The 18,104-nt window shown below is 71.2% G+C and carries 16 protein-coding genes; 7 read left to right on the top strand and 9 right to left on the bottom strand.

All coding sequences use genetic code 11. The features are described from left to right. Positions 1-5: 5 nt before the first annotated feature. Positions 6-857: a hypothetical protein gene (locus tag ACYUD3_RS28495; protein ID WP_470975701.1), complete on the top strand. Its 852-nt coding sequence runs from the start codon at positions 6-8 to the stop codon at positions 855-857. A 259-nt stretch (positions 858-1,116) separates the two neighbouring features. Here ACYUD3_RS28495 and ACYUD3_RS28490 read toward each other — a convergent pair whose 3' ends face one another. Then, positions 1,117-2,922 (bottom strand): MFS transporter, encoded by a 1,806-nt coding sequence (locus ACYUD3_RS28490; RefSeq protein ID WP_470975698.1) that lies wholly within the window; start codon positions 2,920-2,922, stop codon positions 1,117-1,119. Positions 2,923-3,111: 189 nt separating this feature from the next. Continuing rightward, positions 3,112-5,277, bottom strand: a complete 2,166-nt coding sequence (locus ACYUD3_RS28485) for a D-alanyl-D-alanine carboxypeptidase (RefSeq protein ID WP_470975696.1) — start codon at positions 5,275-5,277, stop codon at positions 3,112-3,114. A gap of 218 nt (positions 5,278-5,495) precedes the next feature. Between ACYUD3_RS28485 and ACYUD3_RS28480 the strand changes: the two genes are divergently transcribed. The 3 genes from ACYUD3_RS28480 (at position 5,496) to ACYUD3_RS28470 (ending at position 7,805) form a co-directional block, all read left to right on the top strand. Then, positions 5,496-6,260: a GOLPH3/VPS74 family protein gene (locus ACYUD3_RS28480; RefSeq protein WP_470975693.1), complete on the top strand. Its 765-nt coding sequence runs from the start codon at positions 5,496-5,498 to the stop codon at positions 6,258-6,260. 296 nt (positions 6,261-6,556) lie between these two features. Further along, positions 6,557-7,441, top strand: coding sequence for a helix-turn-helix domain-containing protein (locus ACYUD3_RS28475; RefSeq protein WP_470975690.1), 885 nt, complete (start codon positions 6,557-6,559; stop codon positions 7,439-7,441). Between the two features lie 178 nt (positions 7,442-7,619). Next, positions 7,620-7,805 carry a DUF397 domain-containing protein gene (locus ACYUD3_RS28470; protein ID WP_470975687.1) on the top strand — a complete coding sequence of 62 codons (186 nt, stop codon included), beginning with the start codon at positions 7,620-7,622 and terminating at the stop codon, positions 7,803-7,805. Between the two features lie 139 nt (positions 7,806-7,944). On the opposite strand, the gene ACYUD3_RS28465 is transcribed toward ACYUD3_RS28470, so the two are convergent. The 3 genes from ACYUD3_RS28465 to ACYUD3_RS28455 form a co-directional block, all read right to left on the bottom strand. Next, the gene (locus ACYUD3_RS28465) at positions 7,945-8,805 is read right to left on the bottom strand and encodes a MerR family transcriptional regulator (protein WP_470975683.1); all 861 of its coding nucleotides are present in this window, start codon (positions 8,803-8,805) and stop codon (positions 7,945-7,947) included. 194 nt (positions 8,806-8,999) lie between these two features. Then, complete coding sequence (locus tag ACYUD3_RS28460) at positions 9,000-9,503, bottom strand: glutathione peroxidase (protein ID WP_470975680.1); 504 nt, start codon at positions 9,501-9,503, stop codon at positions 9,000-9,002. 101 nt (positions 9,504-9,604) lie between these two features. Next, positions 9,605-10,567, bottom strand: coding sequence for an ArsR/SmtB family transcription factor (locus ACYUD3_RS28455; protein WP_470975677.1), 963 nt, complete (start codon positions 10,565-10,567; stop codon positions 9,605-9,607). A gap of 209 nt (positions 10,568-10,776) precedes the next feature. Between ACYUD3_RS28455 and ACYUD3_RS28450 the strand changes: the two genes are divergently transcribed. Continuing rightward, positions 10,777-11,979, top strand: coding sequence for an MFS transporter (locus ACYUD3_RS28450; protein ID WP_470975674.1), 1,203 nt, complete (start codon positions 10,777-10,779; stop codon positions 11,977-11,979). 269 nt (positions 11,980-12,248) lie between these two features. Here ACYUD3_RS28450 and ACYUD3_RS28445 read toward each other — a convergent pair whose 3' ends face one another. The 3 genes from ACYUD3_RS28445 to ACYUD3_RS28435 form a co-directional block, all read right to left on the bottom strand. After that, a complete protein-coding gene (locus ACYUD3_RS28445) occupies positions 12,249-13,166 on the bottom strand; it encodes a hypothetical protein (RefSeq protein ID WP_470975671.1) in 918 nt (305 codons plus the stop codon). Between the two features lie 468 nt (positions 13,167-13,634). Beyond that, positions 13,635-15,131 (bottom strand): FAD-dependent monooxygenase, encoded by a 1,497-nt coding sequence (locus tag ACYUD3_RS28440; protein WP_470975668.1) that lies wholly within the window; start codon positions 15,129-15,131, stop codon positions 13,635-13,637. Between the two features lie 86 nt (positions 15,132-15,217). Beyond that, positions 15,218-16,324, bottom strand: a complete 1,107-nt coding sequence (locus tag ACYUD3_RS28435) for a TetR family transcriptional regulator C-terminal domain-containing protein (RefSeq protein ID WP_470975666.1) — start codon at positions 16,322-16,324, stop codon at positions 15,218-15,220. A gap of 215 nt (positions 16,325-16,539) precedes the next feature. Here ACYUD3_RS28435 and ACYUD3_RS28430 point away from each other — a divergent pair, with 215 nt between their 5' ends. Beyond that, on the top strand, positions 16,540-16,968 hold the full coding sequence (locus tag ACYUD3_RS28430) for a PaaI family thioesterase (RefSeq protein ID WP_470975663.1): 429 nt from the start codon (positions 16,540-16,542) through the stop codon (positions 16,966-16,968). Positions 16,969-17,442: 474 nt separating this feature from the next. On the opposite strand, the gene ACYUD3_RS28425 is transcribed toward ACYUD3_RS28430, so the two are convergent. Beyond that, positions 17,443-17,739: a hypothetical protein gene (locus ACYUD3_RS28425; protein ID WP_470975660.1), complete on the bottom strand. Its 297-nt coding sequence runs from the start codon at positions 17,737-17,739 to the stop codon at positions 17,443-17,445. A gap of 147 nt (positions 17,740-17,886) precedes the next feature. Here ACYUD3_RS28425 and ACYUD3_RS28420 point away from each other — a divergent pair, with 147 nt between their 5' ends. Continuing rightward, entirely contained in the window at positions 17,887-18,096 is a 210-nt protein-coding gene (locus ACYUD3_RS28420; protein WP_470975657.1) for a hypothetical protein, read from the top strand. Positions 18,097-18,104: the final 8 nt, after the last annotated feature.

The following is an 18,104-nucleotide window of genomic DNA, read 5'->3' as shown; positions in this document are numbered from 1 at the left end:
CGGGCATGAGCGAGGACCGCCCCGACAAGGGCAACAGCACTGACCCGTACGGCGAATTGGCCGCCACCGGCCCCTACGGAGTCCACCCCGGCCACGCCCTGATCACCATGGTCGAACCGCACCCCGGCCACGAGTACGCCTACAACCGCTGGTACGAGGACGACCACTACTACGCGGGCGCGATGGCCATGCCCTGGATGTTCGCCGGCCGCCGCTGGGTCGCCACCCGCGACCTCCAACTCCTGCGCCACCCCGAGAAGTCGGCCGTCGCCCAGCCCGTCTCCCAGGGCTGCTACCTCTCGACGTACTGGATCACCGAAGGCCGCCACGCCGACCACATGCGCTGGACGGTCGCGATCAACCGGCGCCTCAACCACGACGCCCGCGTCTACCGCGACCGCACCCACGTCTTCACCGCGTTCCAGGACCACGAGACGACCGTCTACCGCGACGGCGCGGCGGGCCCGCGCGACTTCCACGCCCTGGACCACCCCTACGCCGGCCTGATCCTGGAGGTCGTCGACGCCGAAACCCCCGAGCAGCGCGGGGAGTTGCTGGACTGGCTGCGCACCCGGCACCTCCCGAAGCGGCTCGCGGGCTCACCGGCGGCCATGGTGACGGTCTTCCGGCCCACCCCGCTGCCCGGCGACCGGATGTCGTACGTCAAGCAGGTCGAGGGGGTCGGGACGCGGCTCACGCTGCTGTGGTTCCTGGAGGCCGACCCCCGGCAGTGCTGGGAGCGGTTCACCGGGCTCGACGTCCAGGTGGGCGAAGTGGGCCTGGGGCGGGTGGAGTTGGTCGCGCCGTTCATCCCGACGGTGCCGGGGACGGACCGGTACGTCGCCGAACTCCGGTGACCCGCCGGCCGAGTTGACCCGTAAAACACTCAAGGTCCGGCTCCCCGAGGGGAGCCGGACCTTGAAGCGGAGCGCCGGGCAGGCCTTGCACCTACATCTCCCCGCAGGAAGCGGGGCGTCTTTCCTTGGACCACCAACGCGTGTTCCGCGCCGCCCTGTTGGGGGCGGCCGGCGCGTGATCAACTATAGCGGTTCGAGAGCCGAACACCCAATCGGAGCCGCGCCCCCCTGAGTTGCCCCAAAACCCTCCCGGCAAGCCCTACTTCAGCTCATCAGGACAAGGCGTCCCCCGAGGCAGCTGATAAGGCGCCGCCAGCCGGTACACCCCCGCCTTCGGCGCGATCAGCATCGTCCACCGGTCCCCCTGCGTGTCCTCCTCCGTCTCGAAGAGGCACCCGTTGAGGTTGTCGTACACCTTCGGTTCGCCCTCGGCCCGGTGCTTCGACGCCTCCGTCTCCTGCGGCGCCTTCAGGCTCTTGCCGTCGGCGTCGACGACGCTCAGCCAGGGCGAGTAGGGGATCTTCACCAGGACCCGGCCGGCCCGCTTCACGTCGATCGTCATCTCGCCCTGCTCGGCCCGCTGCACGACCGCGTCCGGCTCGGCGAGCGGCGCCGGGTCGGTCACCCGGAACAGCTGCCAGTTGGCGTCGCCCCAGATCTGCTTCAGATACGGCAGCCCCTTCTGCACCAGCTCCCGCTCCCGCTCGGCCCCGTCCCCGTCCGGCGCGTCCTTCGGCACGACCACGAAGTGCACGGCCCAGCGCTTCAGCCACTCGTGATAATTCGCCGAGTTGAGGGTGTCGTCGTAGAAGAGCGGGTTGCGCTTCATGTCGGCCTGCCGGTTCCAGCCGCGCGCGAGATTGACGTACGGCGCGAGCGCGGAGGCCTCCCGGTGGGAGCGGGCCGGGACCACCTCGACGCGGCCCCGCTCGGCGCCGACCTGCTGCAACTCGTTGACGAGCGGCGCAAGTTCACGCGCCCAGGACGCCGCGGGCGTCGTCCGCACCACGTCGTCCACCGACTTCACGCCGATCCACACCGCGAACCCGACGGTCGCGATCAGCAGGGCGTACCACTTGCGGCTGCGCGGCACCGCGAACGGCAGCGCGCAGGCCAGCACGACGCCCGCGAACAGCATCGACAGGCGGGTGATGTTGGACCCGATCTGCGAGCTGACGATCCACACCGCGAGCACCGAGAGCCCGTACACCGCCGACGTGATGCGGACCGTCTTCCAGTCCTTGGGGACGGCGAGGTAGACGATCACCGAGTAGATGAACGGCAAGGATGCCGAGCCGAACGACATCGGCTGGGTGCCGGAGAAGGGGAACGCGAGCGCGGAGACGGCGACGACGGCGGCAGGACCGAGCCCCAACGCCCAGGCGCCAGGCCGCCGTTTCTGGAGGAACAGCGCGACCGCGACCAGACCGACGAACAGCCCCGCGACCGGCGAGGACATCGTGGCGAGCGCGGCCAGCGGCGCCGCGCACAGCGCCTTCGCCCACCGCTTGTAGCGCCAGCGGTGCGGCCAGCAGAAGACGACGGCGACCGCCGCGAGCGCGAACATCGTGCCGAGCCCGAACGTCACCCGCCCGCTCGCCGCGTTGCACAGCAGCGCGAACACCCCGACGAGCGCGGGCCACAGCGGCTTCTTCACCGGCCGGCAGCGCAGCAGGATCAGCGTCAGCAGCCCCGCCGACAGCGTCCCCGCGATCATCATCGTCGTCCGCACCCCCAGCACGGACATCAGATACGGCGAGACGACGCTGTACGACACCGGGTGCATCCCGCCGTACCAGGCCAGGTTGTACGCGGAGTCGGGGTGGCGGCCGACGAACTCGGCCCACGCGTCCTGCGCGGCGAGGTCGCCGCCGCTGTTGGCGAAGGTGAAGAACCAGGCGAGGTGCAGCCCGCCGGACAGGGCGGTGACGGTGAGGACGAGGTGGCGGGTCAGCCACGTACGGGTGGAGTCCAGCAGACCTCTCACGCGCTGTCCCCTAGGGGACCGGTCAAGCGCTATTCGCGGGCTGGTGTCGTCGGCGCGTGTCGGCTCCGCTGTGGCCACCTGTTGGCACTCCCCGTGTCCCGTCTTCCGTTCTCGCTCCCGCCGGCGCCGCCGCGACCGCCGGGTTACGACCGCCTGAAGGGCGCCCGCCGAGTTGTGTCCGTTTCGTGACGCTAGCACGCGGCCCGCCAGGGAGAACCAGGTGGTGCTCCCCGACGGGCCGCGTGACTGTGCGCGGTGCCGCGCGGCTCAGCCGAGCCGCGTCAGCTTCGCCCCGAAACCGGGCTCGGCCAAGTCGCTCCGGAGCGCCACCGGTACCTTGACGGCGCTGTCGGCGCCGCCGTCGCCCACGGTCAGCGTGCCGACCTGGGTGCCCGCCTTCGCGGTGTGCGGCAGCTCACTGGAGGCGAACGACAGCTTCACCTTCAGCCCGGCCCAGCCCACGGCGGTCACGTCCTGCGTGGCGACGACCGGGGTGCGCCCGCCGAGCCCGTCGTCGACGTACCCGACCACGGCGCCCTTCTTGACGATCACGGCCGACTCCAGCGCCCGCTGCGCGGCCCGGATCAGCGCGTCGCCGCCGGTGAGGGCGGCGCTGAGGATGGTGTTGTCGGTGCCCCCGGCGGGCTGGCGGATGACGGCCCCGACGATCGTCCGGGTCTCGCCGCCGACCTCCTTCTTCGCCGCGAACAGCAGATTGCCGAGCGCCGAGGTCGTCGTACCCGTCTTGATGCCGACGACGTTGTTGTGCCCGACCAGCTGGTTCCAGTTGGAGTGGTTGACGCCCTTGTAGTCGTCGTACGACATCATCGCGGCGACCTCGCGGAACACCGGCAGCCGCATCGCCGCGCGGCCCAGCCTGACCTGGTCGACGGCCGTGGAGACGGTCGAGTCGGTCAGCCCCGAGGGGTCCGTGTACGTCGTGTCCGCCATCCCCAGGTCCTTCGCGGCGGCGTTCATCTTCGCGACGAACGCGGCCTCGGAACCGGCGTCCCAGCGCGCGAGGAGCCGGGCGACGTTGTTCGCGGACGCGATGAGGATGCTCTCCAGGGCCTCGCGCTGGGTGATCGAGTCACCGGCGGTGACGTCGACCGTCGACTCCTGGCCCGCGTTGGACTGGTCCTGCGCGGCCTTGTCGATCGTGATCTTCGGACCCTCGGCGCCGCTCTTCAGCGGGTGGTCGCGCAGGATCAGATACGCCGTCATGACCTTGGCGACACTGGCGATCGGCACCGGCTTCTGGTCCCCGGACGAGCCGAACGTGCCCACGCCCTGCACATCGAGCGCGGCCTGCCCCTGCGCCGGCCACGCGATGTCGACCTTGCCGCCGGCGAAGGTGTAACTGTCCTGCGCGGTCAGGTCCAGCGTCGGCCGCGGCACCGGCCGCAGACTCTGTACGACCGCGAACACGATCGCCAGCAGGATGACCAGCGGCGTCCAGATCTTCACCCGCCGCGCGAGCGCGCGCAGCGGGGTGGGCGGCGGCGGAGGCGTGTTCGTCAGCTCCGCCAGCAGGTCCAGCGGGGGCTTCGGCGGCAGCGGCTGCTGCGTGGTGCGCTCCGGGCCGACCTGGGGGACGACAGCGGTCGACTCCGGGGTCGTACGGGGCTTGTCGGCGGCCGGGGCGGGCTTGCGGGCGGCCGGTTCGTCGAGGGGCTTCAGCGCGACGAACTTACTGGTCCGCTCGGCGGGCTTCTCGGGGGCCTCGGGCTGCTCGGGCTTCTTGGGGGCGGGCGCCTTGTCGTCGTCCTTGGGGGCGGCCTTGTCCTTGGGGGCGGCCTTCTCGGCGGCCTTCTTGGGGACCTCGCCCAGCTTCAGCATCGTCGTCGGCTGGTCGACGTCCGGCTTCGGCTTGGGCGCCTTGAATATCGCCGTGGGCTGATCGACGGGGTCGTCGTCCTCAGGGGCGTCGGTGTCCTTTTCGTCGCCCTTAGGAGCCTCGTCAGCCTTAGGGGTCTCGTCAGCCTTAGGGGCGGCGTTTTCGACAATTTCGGACTCGGGCTTATCGGCCTTGTCCTTTTCATCGGCCTTAGGGGAATCGTCGTCCTTGGGGGCCTCGCCCTCGGCGACAGCCTCGTCGTCCTCCTCGGCGGCCTCCGCTACGACGTCGTCGTCCCCCTCTTCGGGATCCCCCTCCGAAGGCTCTGTGTCCCCCTCAGGCGTCTCGGCGGCCTCCTTCGGCTCCCCGGGGCCCTCGGGCTTCTCCGGGCGCTCAGGGGCCGCCTCAGGGGCCTTGGAGTCCTCCTCCTCGGTGTCCCTGGTGTCCTCGACCGTATCGACGCCCCCGCGCGCCGGTTCCATCACCGACACCCGAGGATCGCGCCCCTCGGGAACCGTCCCCGCGGCGCCGGGCGTCGGTCGTACCGACGACTCGTGCTCGCGCTGCTTCGACCTGTCGGGGGACTCGCCCGCCACCGATGCCTCCTCAAACGCCGCACACCCTGCCGTACGGCTACGAAACCGTGAACCTGAACCGACCTGGACCGGGTACCCAGTGTCCTGCGTGGAACCCCGGGCCCCTGCGGTAGACGAGAACGACATACCTGCCGGTTCCCTTACAAACAGGTCACGCACCCTCGACAGATGAATGTGAGAGGGGTCACCCTGTCTTTCATCCACGCGGGGAGGCATGGATGGGCAGGAGCCGCAGAACCATTCCGGAAGAGCTTTTGCTGCTGGCGTTGGACCCGACCACGGGCACCACCGCACAGCCGCAGTCGCTCGACCTCGGTCTGGCCGGAGCGCAGCTAGTGGAGCTGGCGCTGGCCGGACGGATAGCCCCTGACGGGGATCGTATCGCCGTGGTGGCCCCACGGCCGACCGGAGATCCGACGCTGGACTCCGCACTGGAGCTGCTGCGCAGGCGCGGCGCCCCGGTACGGGCCGTGCACTGGATCGGCGGGCCCCGGCTGGGGCTGCGCCAGACGTATCTCTCGCATCTGGAGCGGTGCGGCATGGTCGCCGCCGTCGCCGGCCAGATGTGCGGGGTGCTGCCGACGACTCGCTATCAGGCGACCGACACCGCGATCAGCCGGGAGATCAGGGCCCGGCTGGACACCGCGATCCGCACCGGCGTGCCGCCGGACCCGCGGACCGCGGCGCTCGCGGCGCTGGCGCACGCGGTCGGCCTCGGCAAGCACCTCTACCCGGGCAACGAGGGCCGCTCGTCCCGCTCCCGGCTGCGGGACCTGATCCGGCACGACCCGATGGGCGGACTCGTGGCACACGCCGTGATGGACGTCCAGAACGGTGTGGCGGCCCAGCCCCGGCGCGACCGGCAGCAGGGCGCACCCCGGCAGCAGCCCGCGCCCGCCGCGCGGGCGGTCGCGGAGCAGCCGGCCCACGGCGTCCCGGCGCAGCCGCGCCGGGGAGCCATGGCGCGCGTCGTGGCGCACTAGCCGTACGCCGACTCCGCGCCCCCACAAGGCCCGTTCGGGAGCCGCAGCGCACGCGCGGGGTGGTGGAATCCGTGAAGCCAGTCAATGGCGAAACGGTCCGCCACCCCGCGCGGACGCATGTCCGAAAACCGCCGGTCGAAGCTGGTACAGCCTTCCACCATCCCCCGAACTGGCGGGTCCCGCCTGCATATCCACCGTTTTCCAGCGGCATAAAGTCACTTGGTGGCAGTCTGCTCAACAGCAGATACGCAAAGTATCAAGCAAGTACAGGCATGCAGCCGGAGGTGCACGTCCCCGTGGCGTCCAATACCAATCCCACCGTGCGTCGTCGGCGTCTGGGCATGGAACTGCGCAGGCTCCGCGAGTCGAAGAACATGACCGCCGAACAGGTCGCCGCCCGGCTCCTGGTCTCGCAGTCCAAGATCAGCCGGCTGGAGAACGGCCGGCGCAGCATCAGCCCGCGCGATGTCCGCGACCTCTGCGGGGTCTACGAGATCGAGGACGAGCGCATGGTCGAGGCGCTGATGCAGATGGCCAAGGAGTCCCGCCAGCAAGGCTGGTGGTACGCCTTCAAGGACATCCCCTACAGCGTCTACATCGGTCTGGAGGACGACGCCTCCAGCCTGCGCGAGTACGCCCCGCAGGTCATCCCCGGGCTGCTCCAGACGCCCGCGTACGCGGGAGCCGTCATCAAGGGCGCGATGCCCGAGACGACCCCGGAGGACATCGAGAAGCGCGTCGACGTCAGGATGCGCCGCCAGGGCCGCCTGAAGGAGCAGACGCACCCGATCACGGGCGCCCTCAAGGACGCCGTACGGCTGTGGGCGGTGATCGACGAGGCGGTGCTGCGCCGGACCGTCGGGAGCCGGCCGGTGATGCGCGAGCAGCTGGAGCACCTGCTGGAGGTGTCCCAACTGCCGCACGTGACCGTGCAGGTGATGCCGTTCGACGCGGGCGCCCACCCCGGCCTCAGCGGCGGCTACTCGATCCTGGAGTTCTCCGAACTCGCCGACACCAGCGTCGTCTACATCGAGGGCGTCACCAGCGACCTCTACCTGGAGAAGCACCACGACCTCCAGACGTACACCCTCATGTACGAGCACCTGCGGGCCCAGGCGCTGAACGTCGAGCAGTCCGCGCGGTTCATCGAGAACGTGGCCAAGGACTACGCGCGTGGCTGATGTGACGCGAGAAGTCGCGGAGTTTACAACGGGGGTGGGAGCAGGCGCCAAGGCTTCTGGAATATGCCACCAGATCGGGTGAACGGCTGTACCCAAGGCGCGGGCCGCTGGGTAGCGTCGAAACACGTCAACCATCAACCCGTGTTGGCGTGAACCCGATCAAGTCACTGGAGTGAACATGGCTATTCGCCAGGGATCCACCTGCGCCTGGACCAAGTCCTCGTACTCGGCCGGCAACGGTGCCTGCGTCGAGGTCAAGTCGCCTTCCGCCGCGCTGGCCGTGCGTGACTCGAAGCGTCCCGAGCTGGCCGGTCTGACGTTCCACGGGGACTCGTGGAACACCTTCGTGGCGTCGGTCAAGTAACGCTTCCGAGCCAAGCCTCTACACAACTGAACAAGCTTCACTGTGGGCCCTCTCGACGAGATTTCGCCGTCCTTGCCGAGAGGGCTCGGCTTGTGTGCGGGGGGAGTTGAGGAGGGGTGCTCCTCAACTCCCCTTGTGCCTAGGCCGTCTTCACCGGGAACGCGATGTCACACACCTCGTCCTGCGGTCCTGCGGCGTCCCAGTCGGTGAAGTAGACCTCGCGGCAGGGGCCGTCGTACTCCCACCCCTCCTCCCTCATCCGGTCCTCGACCGCCTGGTAGGCGGCGAGGATCTGGGGGTGGGCGACCTGGGACTTGGCGACCCGGGTGAACGCGAGCCGCCGGGCGGGCTCGACACGGACCTTAACGTCCTTGGTACGACCCTGAGTTGCCGCCCAGGCTCGCGCGGCGGCCTCGTCGGCGACCGGGACGCACGCCTCGGCCGGGCCGTCGCTGTCCATGGACGACTCCGCGTGGTAGATCACGTACGGCGCGCCGCTGCCGCCGCCGGGCACCTGCCCAAGTCGCCCCAGCGCGGCGGGAATCCACACGGGAAGCTCGTCCGCGAGGAGATGGCGCGTCTCGCTGACCACCACCTGCTCGGGCACGTCGACGAGCTGGATCTCGAACCGCATGTCGGTACTCCTCCCTGACATCCGTCCACGGAGGTAGCCGACCAGCGCGCGCCGCTCCGCGTGGCGGGCCTCGGCGTCGCTCCAGTAGCCGTCGAGCAGCCCGGCACCCGCCGCGTCGCCCGCCGCCACGACCTCCGCGATCAGCGCGAGGGGCATGTCGAGCCGGCGCAACAGGGCCACCAGCCGGGCGGGTTCGATCTGCCCGGCCCGGTAGTAGCGGTAGCCGCTGGCCTCGTCGACCCGCGCCGGCGCGAGCAGCCCCAGCCGGTCGTAGCGGCGCAGCGCCTTCGCCGAGAGCCGGGAGCGGGCGGCGAACGCGCCGATGGTGAGCAGTTCCTCGTCGTCCACCTGGCCATCCTCCGTCACCGGACGGTTCCGCCCGGCGAGGAGGAGGCTGGGGGTTGCCCTTGGGGGAAGGTCAAGGGGGGGCCTAGGGGGAGGGGGGTTCCGCAGGTGGGCGGAGGCCCTTAGGGGAGGTGCCGGTCGGGCGAGCCCTTAAGGGAGACCCTGCCCTTAGCGGTCGGGCGAGCCCTTAGGGGGCTTCCCTGCCCTTAGGGGGTTCAGCCGGCGAGCTGGGACTCGACCGCCGTGACGACCTCCTCGGACTCCGGCTCGGTCTGCGGCGAGAAGCGGGCGACGACGCTGCCGTCCCGGCCGATCAGGAACTTCTCGAAGTTCCAGCGGATGTCGCCGCTGTGCCCCTCGCCGTCCGCGAAGCCGACGAGCCGCTCGTAGAGAGCGTGCCGGCCCTCACCGTTGACCTCGACCTTCTCGGTCATCGGGAACGTCACGCCGTACGTGGCGGAGCAGAACTCGGCGATCTCGACGGCGCTGCCGGGCTCCTGCCCGAGGAACTGGTTGCACGGCACCCCGAGCACGGTGAACCCCTGGGCGGCGTACCGCTCCTGGAGCTTCTCGAGCCCGGCGTACTGCGGGGTGAGCCCGCACTTGGAGGCCACGTTCACGATCAGGACGGCCTGACCCGCGTACTGCGCGAGGTTCGCGGCGTCGCCCTTAAGGGTCTCGATCTCGACGTTGAGGGGGGAGGTGGCGTCAATAGTCATGCTTCGGATGCTAACTCCGCGGGCGTTGAGGGGGGCGGGCCCCTAGGGGGCATCCGGATTCGCTGCGCGGCGCGCGCCGGCTCCCGGCGGAGTGCTGGGGGTCAGTCCCCGGCGGAGCGCAGCACCAGCGCGTCCCCCACCCCGGTCCGCACGTACAGCACCGACCGGCCCACCCGCCGCCGCTCCACCAGCCCCGCGTCCCACAGCACCCGCAGATGCCGCCCGACCGCGCCGAGCCCCTGCCCGGTGACGGCGACCAGCTGCGTCGTACTCATCGGCCGCCCCAGCAGCACCAGCACCCGCGCCCGCCCGGCCCCCAGCAGTGCCCTTAGGGGTTCCTCCCCAGGGGGCTCGGCGCCGGCGAGCACCCCCGCGCACGGGTAGACGACGGCGTACCGCTCGCCGTCCTCCCACGACACCCAGCCCGCCCTAGGGGTCACGGGCACGAAGACCAGCTCCGCCCCCGAGATCTCCCGGGGCGGGTACTCGTGCCGGTTGACCTGGAACCGGCTCTCCCCGAGCCATCGCGTCCCCGGCCGCAGCGAGTCCAGCACCGCCGCCCAGCCGCCCCGGCTGACCTGGTCCACCCGCCCGTTGACATCGGCCTCCAGCACCCGCCGGCGCCGCTCCCAGTACGGCAGCACGCTCTCCCGCCACACCCGTTCGAGGAGGACGGCGGCCCGCTCGGCGAGGTCGCGGTCGTCCCGGTCGAGGATTTTGGGGAGCGGGCCCCCTAGGGACATCCGTAGGTGATCCCTGACCCCGGTGGCGCCCCTGACCCGGGCCACCTCCGCCTCGAACACTTCCCCGCCCCTAGGGGTAGGGGTCAGGAAGTCGGCGATCCACTCCTTGCCGAGCCCGGCCCGTACGAGCGCCCCGGTCACCGGATCACCGGCCAGCAGCGCCCGGTACGCGGGCCGGTGCGCCGCCAGCCACCTGCTCTCCCCGGGGTGCGCCCCCGCGCCGGAGTGCAGCAGCTTCAGGCTCGCGAAGGTCTCGGCGGCGGGGGAGAGGACGAAGCGGCTGCGGGCGAGGGTGTCCGCGTTGAGCTGCCACCAGCCCATGGTGTGGGGTCCTTTCGGGAGGGCGGGTCTCTTCAGAGGGGCACGTCTCTTCAGAGGGGCACGTCTCTTCAGAAGGGCACGTCTCTTTAGAGGGGCACGTCTCTTTAGAGGGGGCCGGCCGGTCATGCCGTCGCGGGGCGCACGGCGCGTGGTTTCGCGTGTCCGCGAAACATTAACCGTCCCGGCGGGCCCGGCCGGAGACTCCGCGCATGTCGTCCACCACCGTGCCGCCCGCCTACCGGGACCTGTTCCGCACCCCCGAGTTCACCCCGTTCTTCCTCTCCTCCGCCGCCCACATGTCCGCCCAGACCCTGGCCGGACTCGCCCTCGGCACCCTCGTCTACCGCACCACCTCCTCCCCCCTCCTCTCCGCGCTCAGCATGTTCGGCCCGTCCCTGGCCCAAGTCCTGGGCGCGACCGTCCTGTTGTCCGGCTCCGACCGCCTTCCACCGCGTACGGCCCTGGCGGCGCTCTCGCTGACGTTCGCCGCCACGACGGCGGTTGTGGCGATCCCCGGCCTGCCGGTGTGGGCGGTCTTCGCCACCCTGTTCACGCAAGGGGTGGTGGCCGCGCTGGGCGGCGGGGTGCGGTGGGGCCTGCTGAACGAGATCCTGCCCAACGGCCGCTATGTGACCGGGCGTTCGGTGTTCAACATGATGAGCGGCCTGATGCAGGTGAGCGGTTACGCGCTCGGCGGCCTGCTGCTCACGGCGGTCACCCCGTCCCAAGTCCTGCTCCTGGCAAGCCTGTTGTACGTGACGTCCGGGACCCTCACCCGCCTCGCCCTGACCCCCCGCCCGCCCCGCGCGTCCGGCCGCCCGAGCGCGGCGGCGACCTGGCGGACGAACGGCGAGCTGTGGCGGTCCCGGGAGCGGCGGCTGACGTATCTCGGACTGTGGGTGCCCAACGGGCTGGTCGTCGGCTGCGAATCGCTGTTCGTGCCGTACGCGCCGCGCGGGGCGGGGACGTTGTTCGCGTGCGCGGCGCTGGGGATGTTCGTGGGGGACGTGACGGTGGGCCGGTTCCTGAAACCGTCCGCACGGGCGAAGGCGGCGACCCCGCTGCTCCTCCTGCTGGCGGCCCCGTACACCCTGTTCGCCCTGGCCCCCTCCCTCCCCCTGGCCGGCGCCGCCGCACTGCTCGCGTCCGTCGGCTTCGGCGCGAGCCTCGTTCAGCAGGAGCGGTTGATGAGGCTGACTCCGGCCGAACTCAGCGGGCATGCGCTGGGGTTGCATTCGGCGGGGATGCTGACGATGCAGGGGGTGTCGGCGGCGGTGGCGGGGTCGCTGGCTCAACTCACGTCGCCGGGGGCGGCGATGGCGGGGGTGGCGGTGGTTTCGGTGGGGGTGACGGTGGGGTTGTGGGGGGTGGGGAGGGGGGTGAGGGGGGATCGGGTGGGGGAAGTGGCTTGAGGTGAGGGGTAGTTGGGCGGCGGAGGGGGTCGGCGCGGGGGAGTGGCTTGGGGTGGCGGGTAGTTGGGCTGAGAGGGGGGGGAGTGGCTTGAAGTGGCGGGCAGTTGGGCTGGGTGAGGGTCGGTGCGGGGAAGTTGCTTGGGGTGAGGGGGAGTTGGGCGGGGGCGTCGGCGGAGGTCGGCGGGGTGAGGTCGCCGGTGCCGTGGCGAGAACGGCGTCGCCGGTGTCGTAGGCAGCAGCGGCGCCGCCGATCCCGTACCGGTCCGCCGCTACGGCGTCTCCTCCGGTGGGCCGCCCTCCAGCAGGCGTTCGCCGATGTCGTCCGCCCATTGCTGGGCCCACCTCCGCAGCTGACGTACGTCCGCGCAGCCGGTCAGGTCGGTGTCGTCCATCATCCACTCGACGCGCTCCAACCTGCCCCGGAGATCGGTGAGTTCGAGGCCGTCGTGGCTGTGGCGGCGGCCCAGTTCCTCCAGTTCGGGCCAGCTCCAGCGGTCGGCGACGGCGTGCACGCAGACGAGGTCGCGGGGGAGGCCCCGGTCGGCGAGATCGCGGACTTTCACGCCGACGGCGTCGGGGAGGGGGAGGGCGAGGCCGAGGGGGGTGGGGACGGGGGGTCGGTGGGGGAGTTGCTTGAGGATGCGGATCGTCTGTCGGCCGGGGGTGGTGGGGGTGCGCGGGGCGGCGGAGGTTCCGGTGCGGGTGAGGGGGTAGGGGGCGGCGTCGGTGAGGGGGTAGAGAGCGGCGTTGGTGAGGGGGTTGGGCGCGGCGTCGGTGAGGGGGTGGAGGTCGGCGTCGGTGAGGAGGTGGGGGTCGGCGTCGGTGAGAGAGGAGGGTGCGGCGCCGGTTCCCTCGTCCGCGTCGGCTGGGTTGGCTGGAGTGCCAGTGCCAGTGCCAGTGCCAGTGCTGGGGCTGGGGCCGGGGCTGGGGCTGGGGCCCACCTCGATCCGCGCCGCCAGCGCCCCCTTCTCCTCGACCTCCGCCGGCCACCCCAACTCCCTCAGCCCCAGCTGCACTTGGGAGGCGATCCACTCCAGCCGCGAGGGATGGTCGGTGGCCACGGTGACGCCGTCGCGCCGACAGTCCAGCACTCCATGGGCGTGCAGAGCACAGGCACCGGTGAGGGCAAGCGGATAGGCGGCGCCGACGGCCAGGAGGTCTTCGAGGAGGGGGCGGCGGGCGCACATACGGGAATTATGCCGAGGGGGTGGGGCCTGCGGCGCGGGGAGGCGGGCGCCCTTGGGGCGAGGCAGAGATGCTCTCAGAGCTCAGGAACGCCCTCGGGTCAGCGCCGCCGAGCTAGCGCCCTCGGGTCAGCGCCGTCGGGTCAGCGCCGCCGGGCCAGCGCCGCCGGGCCAGCGCCCTCGGGTCAGCGCTGCCGGTCCAGCGCCGCCGAGCCAGCGCCGTTGGGCCAGTGCCCTCGGGCCAGCACTGCCGGTCCAGCGCCGCCGGGCCCAGTTGCCCCTACGGGCCGTGTCCCCTAGGGGCCGTGTCCCGTAAGGGCCCTGTCCCCTACGGGTCGCCTCCCTTACAGGCCCTGCCCTTAAGGGCTACATCCCCTAAGGCCAGCCCCCTACGGATCGTTCCCCTACGGACCCTGCCCCTAAGGGCCGCGTCCCCTAAGGCCAGCCCCGTACGGGCAGCCCCCCTCTCCCCTAAACCCCTCCCCCCACCCCGAACCACCTCTCCAGCACCCCCTCCAACTCCCCCTGCTCCTCCCCAGCCCACGCCACATGCCCGTCCGGCCGCAGCAGCACCGCCGGGAAGTTGAACTCCTGGCGCACGGCCCCGGCGTCGTCGTACACCTCCACCGTGTCGACGACATGCCGCACCCGGTCCCCGTACCCGTCCACGGACAGCTTCCCGGTCTGGTCCAGCAGCAGCCCGCGTCCGTCGTGCATCAGCCCGAACAGCCGGCCGTGCTCCCGCAGGGGCAGATCGCGCAGGTGGCGGCCGAGGAGGTCGGGGCCGGGGCCGAGGTCGTAGCGGATGCCCAGGGCGGTGATCTTCTCGATCAGATGCCGGTGGACACCGTCGAACTGAAGGAGTTCGGCGAGGAGTTCGCGGACGGCCCGGGGGCCGGGCTCGGGGGCGATCAGGGTCATCTGGGCGCGGGTGTTGTCGAGGACGGCGGCGGCGACGGGGTGCCGTTCGGAGTGGTACGTGTCGAGCAGCCCGGCCGGCGCCCAGCCGCGCAGCTCGGCCGCCAGTTTCCACCCCAGGTTGTAGGCGTCCTGCACCCCGAGGTTGAGTCCCTGCCCGCCGGTCGGCGGATGGATGTGCGCCGCGTCGCCCGCGAGGAACACCCGCCCCTCGCGGTACCGCTCCGCGAGCCGGGTCGCGTCGCCGAAGCGGGAGACCCAGCGGGGGGAGTGGGCGCCGAAGTCGGTACCGGCGAACTCCCGCATACGGTGCGTGAATTCGTCGAAGGTGGGCGGCGCGGACCGGTCCTCGGAGACGTCCGCCGCCGGCACGATGAACCGGTACACCCCGTCCTTCAGCGGGATCGTCCCGAACCGGTGATGCGTCTTGCGCACCTCCGCCACCACCGCGTCCATCTCCGCCGGCGCCACCCCGATCTCCGCCTCCGCGAGCAGCGTCTCCACCCGGCTCGGCTCCCCGGGGAACCCGATCCCGAGCAGTTTCCGCACGGTGCTGCGCCCGCCGTCGCACCCCACGGCGTACGAGCCGTGCAGCGAACCCCCGTCGGCCAGCAGGACCCGGACCTCGTGCTCGTCCTGCTCCACCCCGACGACCTCGCACCCGCGCCGGATCTCCACCCCCAGCTCCACCGCCCGCTCGGCCAGCAGCCGCTCGGTCTCCACCTGGGGGACGGCGAGGACGTACCCGTGCGCGCTGTCCACCTCCACCGGCTCGCCCCGGCCGATCCCGCCGAAGAACCCGCCCAGCGGATGCTTGACGCCCAGCGCGAGGAACCGCTCCAGCAGCCCGCGCTGCGCCATGATCTCGATACTGCGCGCGTGCAGCCCGCCGGCCCGCGAGAAGGAGGCCGGCTGCCGGTCCTTCTCCAGTACGACGGCCCGGACGCCGGCGAGCCGCAGCTCACAGGCGAGCATCAGCCCGGTGGGGCCGCCGCCGACCACGATCACGCCGTCGGCGATGCCGCCGGTCAGCTCACTCGTCGTACCCATAAGGGCCCCCATTTCCGCAGGTCGTGCGCTGTGTGCCCGCAGATTCTGCGACAACTGGGGGGCCTTGCCGCAAGGCCCCCCATGGGTTATACGTTGAAGAGGGAGGAAGGGGAGACGAGGGCGCGGGCGAGGCTCGCGAAGTGTTCCTCGCCGATCTCGCCGGGTGCGCGGATGTCACTGGGCGCATCGATTTCGCCGGACCCGTAAGGGTTGCAAGGGCCACAGGACCCGTAGGGGTCGTAAGGGGCGCCGGACCCGTAAGGGTCGTAAGGGGCGCGCGTCCCCGGCGCCAGCCCCAGCAGTACCCCCTGAGTGAGCCCCGCGAGCGCCCCGCGCAACGCGACCGCCACCCGCCGGGCCTCCTCTGGGCCGAGGACGCCCCCGTCGTACCGCCGCCCCGCGAAGAGCTCGGCGACCTGCGCCTCCTGCGCCCGCACGGACGCGGCGACCTCCGCCCCGAGCCGCGGGTCGTGCACGGCCATGTCCAGCAGCGTGATCTGGAGCACCAGCATCGAACGGGCCTGCGGGGCAAGGCAGTTGCGCCGGTAGTAGTCCCGGGCGAACGCGTCGACGGCGTCCGTCAGCCCCAGCCCGACCGGCACGATCTCCGTCAACTCCGCGTAGTAAGGCGCCCGTTGGCTGCTGGGCGCCGTGTTCGCCGTCGGGGCGGGGTGGTGCGCGGGGGCGCTCGGGGTGCCGGGCGCGCTGGTGGTCGTAGCCGGTCTGGCGTTGCTGGCCGGGGGCGGCGCCGAGCTGGCGTTCGTGCGGCGGCGGTCTCGGCGTACGTATCTGAGACTGATGGTCGCGTACGACTGCGGGTGGGCGCTGGCGGCGGTGGGCGGGCTAGTGGTGGCCGGGCGGGCGGGGAGTTCGGGGGCGAGGTGTGGGTGGGGTATCAGGTGGCGGCGCCGCTCGGGTTCGGGGCGCTGCTGACGGCGGCTGCCCCCGAGGCCACCGGAGACGCCTAGGCCACTGAAGGCGCCGGGTCCGCCGAAGACGCCGAGTTCACCGAGGACGCCTAGGCCACCGGAGACGCCGGGTCCGCCGAAGGCGCCTAGGCCACCGGAGACGCCGGGTCCACCGGAGACGCCGAGTCCACCGAAGGCGCCGGGGGCGCTGAAGACGCCAGCGTCGCCGAGGTCGCCGGCGTCGCCGAATAGGCCGTCCAGCGGGCGCGTACAGCTCGAAGGCATATCAGCCCACAAGCCGCGCACGCCCTTTTTCGCGCCCCTCTGCTGCTGCGCCGGTTATGGGGCTCTTGGAATAGTTCGTCCCGAGTTGTTGCATGGGGGCTTCCCCACGACGCGCCCGGAGTACACCTATGACTACTGCCACTTTCGTGCCCGCCCCGGCCTCCTCCAGGGGGGTCTTGTCCGCCGACAGCCCGTTCGTGCGGCGGCTTCGCCGTATGAGCGGACTGAAGGCCATCCAGGAGTCCGCCGCGCACGGCACCGGGTTCTTCCCGTTCAGCGACGGGCTGGGATTTCGTGTTCAGACCGCCGAGCGGGGCCGGGTCGTCCTGGCCGTGACCCCGACCGACGGCCACTCCAGCTGGCCCGGCTTCACCCACGGCGGCTTCACCGCGACCCTCTGCGACACGGCGTGCGCACTGTCCGCACTGTCGACCGTACGGCGCGGCACCCAGGCCGTGACCGGCAATTTCAGCCTCAACCTGTTGCAGCCGGTCCCGGCCGGGAGCCAGCTGATCACCTGCGTAGGACGCGCCACCCAGACCCAGGGGCCACGCATCCTCACCCACGCCGATGTCATGACCCCTGACGGCACCCTCCTCGCCCACTCCACGGCGCTTTTCATCACCCGACCGCTGGTGGTCTGAGCCCATACGGCTGGTTTTCGCATGGGTGATCTTGGTGCGGCCGAGCGGCCGAACCCCCGCGGCCACCTTGATCATCTGACCCCGGTCCGGCGGGGGAGCCGGCGTTCATCGCATTACCCGCGGTGGGTCCTACAGGGCTCGCGGGTGTCGCCCGGTGCGTGGATGTGATGTGAGATCACGGGGGTGGCTGGGCGGAACAACGTTTCAGCAATGCGCCGGCCGCCCCCGAGACGAACAGCCCCGACCCGACCTGCGTCGCGCCGGCTCTCCTCCCGCTCACGCGAACGGCCTCGGACGAGAAGTCCGAGGCCGTCGAGAGCGTCTGCCCGGGAAGGAAATCCCAGGCCAGAGCGGTAACACGCTGTGCCCCCGGCAGGATTCGAACCTGCGACACCCGCTTTAGGAGAGCAAGGTTCGAACTGGCTGTTGCTGATCATTGTGTTCCTCTGACCTGCTGCCGAGCCCGGTGCGACCCTATTGCGGGTTCGCTACGAAGATCGTTTGGGAGGAATTTAGGAGATCATTTTCGCTGGGGCGCCTCACCAGGCTCACTCTCCCCCAGAGTGAGGTCCAGCCCAGGTTGCCCATGGCGCTCCAGAACATGGCCTCCAGGCTGTTGATCCGCTCCTGCCGCATCTGCGGCGTCGGGTGCTGATACACGCCCTTGATTCCGGGCCTCTTGTGGCCGGCCTGTTCGTGGGAGAGGGATTCGCGCACACCGATCTGGTCTTGCCACGAGTCGTGGGTGTGGCGCAGCAGCCGCATCGTCATACCTGGTGCGATGGGTTCCCACGCCGGTCTGTACGACACTCCTTGCCGCCGCTGGCGCTCGGGACGTCCGTCTGCGGCCGGCCGGAGTTCCCGCCGGAAGTTCGAACGACGCCACCATTCGCCGTTCACCGTGGACAGGACCCAATCGTGCGGCCAGTCGGCCAGGTGTGCCAAGTCGAGACCGCGGTTCAGGAGATCCGCTCGGAGGCCAGGAACCCCCTCAAGGACCATGGCGAGCAGCTCGGCGACCACGCACAGCGCATCCGCGCCCTCGAAGAAACACGATGGCGCGCGGCCGGCGCCGCCGCCGTCCTCGGCGCCGCAATCGGCGTTGCCGTCCAGTTCCTCGCCCGCTGACGCGACAT

Source organism: Streptomyces sp. AMJ-169 (assembly GCF_055597585.1).
This window is presented reverse-complemented; position numbering and strand designations above follow the sequence as displayed.

What these genes read in the sequence shown, in the direction of transcription:
- ACYUD3_RS28455 (WP_470975677.1), bottom strand. Translation starts at nt 10,567, where the DNA reads ATGGGCTGGTGGCAGCTCAACGCGGACACCCTCGCCCGCAGCCGCTTC.
- ACYUD3_RS28435 (WP_470975666.1), bottom strand. Translation starts at nt 16,324, where the DNA reads ATGCCTTCGAGCTGTACGCGCCCGCTGGACGGCCTATTCGGCGACGCC.
- ACYUD3_RS28480 (WP_470975693.1), top strand. Translation starts at nt 5,496, where the DNA reads ATGGGCAGGAGCCGCAGAACCATTCCGGAAGAGCTTTTGCTGCTGGCG.
- ACYUD3_RS28440 (WP_470975668.1), bottom strand. Translation starts at nt 15,131, where the DNA reads ATGGGTACGACGAGTGAGCTGACCGGCGGCATCGCCGACGGCGTGATC.
- ACYUD3_RS28425 (WP_470975660.1), bottom strand. Translation starts at nt 17,739, where the DNA reads ATGACGATGCGGCTGCTGCGCCACACCCACGACTCGTGGCAAGACCAG.
- ACYUD3_RS28470 (WP_470975687.1), top strand. Translation starts at nt 7,620, where the DNA reads ATGGCTATTCGCCAGGGATCCACCTGCGCCTGGACCAAGTCCTCGTAC.
- ACYUD3_RS28445 (WP_470975671.1), bottom strand. Translation starts at nt 13,166, where the DNA reads ATGTGCGCCCGCCGCCCCCTCCTCGAAGACCTCCTGGCCGTCGGCGCC.
- ACYUD3_RS28460 (WP_470975680.1), bottom strand. Translation starts at nt 9,503, where the DNA reads ATGACTATTGACGCCACCTCCCCCCTCAACGTCGAGATCGAGACCCTT.
- ACYUD3_RS28495 (WP_470975701.1), top strand. Translation starts at nt 6, where the DNA reads ATGAGCGAGGACCGCCCCGACAAGGGCAACAGCACTGACCCGTACGGC.
- ACYUD3_RS28450 (WP_470975674.1), top strand. Translation starts at nt 10,777, where the DNA reads ATGTCGTCCACCACCGTGCCGCCCGCCTACCGGGACCTGTTCCGCACC.
- ACYUD3_RS28430 (WP_470975663.1), top strand. Translation starts at nt 16,540, where the DNA reads ATGAGCGGACTGAAGGCCATCCAGGAGTCCGCCGCGCACGGCACCGGG.